Below are 3,976 nucleotides of genomic sequence, written 5' to 3'. Positions count from 1 at the left end.
ACCATTTTAATATCAATTTTGCGCTAGCTCGGCTTTGCAAATGCGGCACGAAAGCGGTGCTTTATAAAATTTAGTCGCGAGCTGCAGCGCCGGTTTCGTGCTAGTGCAGTAAAATTTAGACTCGCGGCAAGAATGCTTTTTGATTAAAATTTATAAAATTTTGCGCTTTCGTTTGCCGCGTAAATTTAAACAAATTTTATTTGCACGCCTTGCGCAGCCGCGCCGCCCGAATTCTCTACTCGATCGAGAATCGCGCTTCGTAACCTATAAAAATCGTGCAACCGCTGCGTTTAAATTTAAAAGCGCGTAAATTTAGCGCGACACGCTGTTTTTAAAAATGCGCAAAAGCCCTACGCTTCAGTGATGACCGCCTTTACGAGCTTGGAAAATTTCACCCCTTTTAGCGCGCCGATTTTGGCGCTGAGCCGCTCGATCTTTGAAATTTTATCTCGCATCGTGATCTCCTCGAAACAGTGGCGCTCGTCGATGTGGAAGTGGCTGGTGCTGACGATGGTGACGTTTGCGTGGTGCTCGATCTCTACGAGCTGCTCGATCAGATCGCTTTGGTGATGATCGTAAGCGATGCAAAGCACGCCCACGCAGTCATCCTCGCCATCTCCGTGAAGCACGCCCTCAACCATCTTTTCGCGTATGAGATCGCGGATAAACTCGCTGCGGCTTAGGTACTGCTTGGCGCGCACCATCTCATCGAGATCCTCAAAAAGCTTCGTCGGCAGCGAAATGCTAAATCTTACGGCGCCCTCTTTTTCCTCTTTTTTCATAGCTCCCCTCATTTCGCGTATTTTGAACGTAATTTTACCGAAATTCCGCTCAAATAGTAAGAATTTTGCGCTAATTTGGCTTATTCTTTAAAATTTAAAGCTCCAAAGCATCGTGCGTATTTTGAAATTTTGCTCGCGATTTCGCATTGTATTTTAGTGCTAGCGCGATGAAATTTACCGGTGCTACGTTAATTTTAAATTCTACCGCGAGCTTGCGTTCAATTTTAAGAGTCGGGCGCTAGATAACGTTTTAGCTTGGGATCTGCACAGTATCTAGCCATGCGCCGCGGCAGAATTTTGTATCGGTTGCCATAGTGGTGCGCCGTGACGCTATGGCAGGAAACGGCGCGCCATTAAATTTTAAAATTTTAACGTTTCGGCTGCGACATATAAAGACAAGCAAGGCGTAAATTTGTTCGCTGATTTTGCGATTTTAGAAAAGTTAGCCGCGGTGGATTTTATCGCCCGTAGCGTATAATTCAAGAATTTACGCAAAGTACGGGCATGGCGCAGAGTTCATAAATTTAGTGGCGAGATGAAACTAATAAATTTTAAAAAGAGCGAGCTTGGCGGCTATAGTTGCGTTTTTTGTGGACAAGTTTAGCGCGAAATTTCGCTTAGATATGCCGCGAGCTGTCCGTATGCGATGCCGCTGTCGTTGCACGGGATCTCGCGGTTTAGATGAAATTTAATGCCCCGCGCGCGTAGCTTTTTGCACGTAAGATTTAGAAGCGTCGCGTTTTGAAAGACCCCGCCGCTTAGCGCGACCTCGAGCCCGAAGCCCTCCGCAAACTCCGCGATGAAGTTTGCGATGGCGTTTATAAATTTCGTCGCGGCCAAGTGCGGCTCATCGCTCAAAGCCTGCAAAAACGCCTCTTCGTAATCAATCACGTAGCATTCGCCGCCAAGGCTCCACGGCGCCTCGCCATCTGAGGAATTTGCCGCGGCGTTTGATATGGAATTCGCCGTAGAATTCGCTGTGTTTATTGATAAATCATAATTTATCTCGCCCGCGGAATTTAAACTACGAGCGTTTGTCGAATTCGGCGCATAGGCAAAATTTTGCTCGGTATCGCCGATTGTGGAATTTGCCGCGGAATTTTCCGCGTCGCTAGCCGAGCCGCAAACGTTCGCGGCGTTCGCGGCTGCAAATCTTTCACCGCTATTAGAATTCGTCGCGCGGCTATCGCGATTTATCGAGCCGCTAAAATTTTCCGCTATTCGCACCGCAGCATCGATAGAATTTCCTCTGCAGACGCCGCTTTTATCCTCGCGTTCTGCACTGCGGATAGGATTTTTCGCCGCGCCAAATTTCTCGGGCATGCGCACCGCAGAGTCGATAGAGCTTTTTATCTCGTCAAAAATCCCTGCTTCGCTTGCCGCGCCCGCCTTTTTTAGCGCGAATTTATAGCTCTGCTCGCAGCCGTCGATATATAGGTTCTCAAGTCGCATGCCCGCTTCGCCGTCGAAGCTGATGGCTCGCAGGTCGCAAATGACCGCAGCAAACGCATCGAACAGCCGCCCTAGCGAGCTTGAGCGGATGGCACGAGGCGCGATTTTTTCTAAATTTGCGACTTCGCTTGCATTAAATTTTGCCAAAAACTCGCGCGCAGTGCCCTTTGCATTAAATTTAAACACGAGTGCGAGCGCAAGTTTGTAGATGTTTTTGATCGCATTCTCGCCGCCGATAAGCGCGATCTCGTCAAATTTCGCGACGCGTCGGTAGCCGCGCGGATCAAAGATCATCACCTCGCCGCCCCAGATCGTGCCGTCCGTGCCGTAGCCGGTGCCGTCGAAGCAAAAGCCGAGGTATTTTTTGCCACTAAAAAGAAGATCGTTTTGCGCTAGATTCGACACCAGATGCGCGAAATGGTGCTGGTAGCGCACCACGGGGTATCCGCGCTGCTCGAAAAATCGCGTGTGTGAAAACTGCGGGTGCAGATCCGCGATGACGGCATCGAATTTCAGCTCGTAGGCGCGCACGAACATATCCAAAAGCGCGAAAAATCGCTCATTCGTAGCGACGTTTTTAAGATCGCCGATGTAGGGCGAGATGAAAATTTGCCCGTCTTTGTAGATCGCAAACTGATTTTTCAGCTCCGCTCCGAGCGCCAGGAAAGTGCCTTTTAGCCGGAATTTGCTAGGGAAAATTTTTGGATTCATTCCGCGAGATATTCGCAAAAACAGCGCGCGATTTAAAGCGTCCTCTTCGGCGGAAAAATTTGTGTAGCTCGCTAAATTTGTAGTGCTTGCGGATTTTGCGGCATCTGCGAGATTTACAGCATTTGTGGAATTTAGGGCACTTGCAGAATTTGCTAGACCTGCGGCGCGGACGGATTCCGTTTCGCAGTCAGAATTTATTTCGGCGGCGAAATTTTCCTTAAAATTTTGCGGTGCGGTAAGGGTTTGCGCGTCCGCGGAATTTATGGCAGAATTCTGCGCCAGGATGGAATTTTTCGCGGAGCTATAAGCCGTTTTTGAACCGGGCGCCGAAGCTCGCGCTTCAAACTGCGGCAAAAAGGCGATACTATCGTCGCTCGGCGTTAAAATTTCGCGGTCGTTATCCAGGTAAAACGAGATGACGCCGCCCAGCTTCGCGCGCAACTCCTCGCTGCTAAAAATAATGGGCTCGCCGCTAATGTTGGCGCTAGTAGCGACGATCGGGCGATCAAAGTATTCAAAAAATAGCAGATGTACGCCGGTGTTGGCTAGGAAAATGCCGATTTTATTAAGGTTCGGTGCCACGCTTGGAGCGATAAAAATCGCGCCTGCTCTAAAAATCGCCGAAAAGCTTGCGGGCAAACGCACGAAATCGCCCTCGCTATCGGAATGGGCGCCGCGCGCGTCCGCCGTGCACGCCTGTGCAGAGCATGAACCTTGCAAATTTATCGTCTGTTGCGGACTCGGCTCGCTCGCCGAGCGCTGCAAATCCGCCTTATTTGCAGCATTTTGCAAGTCCTGCTCACACGCCCCACATCGCGAATTCGTCCTATCCGCGGCATATTGCAAACTTGAAGTATTCGCAGAGCTTCGCGAAACGGGCTCGTTCGTCGCAAGCCAAGAATCAGATATCTTCGTTGAGAGTTGTAAATTTTGCTCGTCCGCATGCCAAGAATCGAGCGATACGTATTGCAGTTCTCTGCCATTTGCCGCAAATTGCGATTTTAGCTCGTTAGACGTAGCTTGCGCCTCGC

General features: G+C 49.7%; 2 protein-coding genes. Both read right to left on the bottom strand.

The window, feature by feature from the left end; genetic code table 11:
* Positions 1-350 precede the first annotated feature (350 nt).
* Positions 351-782 carry a nickel-responsive transcriptional regulator NikR gene (gene nikR, locus Q0174_RS03205; protein WP_297988291.1) on the bottom strand — a complete coding sequence of 144 codons (432 nt, stop codon included), beginning with the start codon at positions 780-782 and terminating at the stop codon, positions 351-353.
* A 600-nt stretch (positions 783-1,382) separates the two neighbouring features.
* On the bottom strand, positions 1,383-3,976 hold a 2,594-nt coding region (locus Q0174_RS10965; protein ID WP_366112485.1), incomplete at its 5' end, for a Sua5/YciO/YrdC/YwlC family protein.

Source organism: uncultured Campylobacter sp., from assembly GCF_937996225.1.
Classification (GTDB): domain Bacteria; phylum Campylobacterota; class Campylobacteria; order Campylobacterales; family Campylobacteraceae; genus Campylobacter_B.
This window is presented reverse-complemented; position numbering and strand designations above follow the sequence as displayed.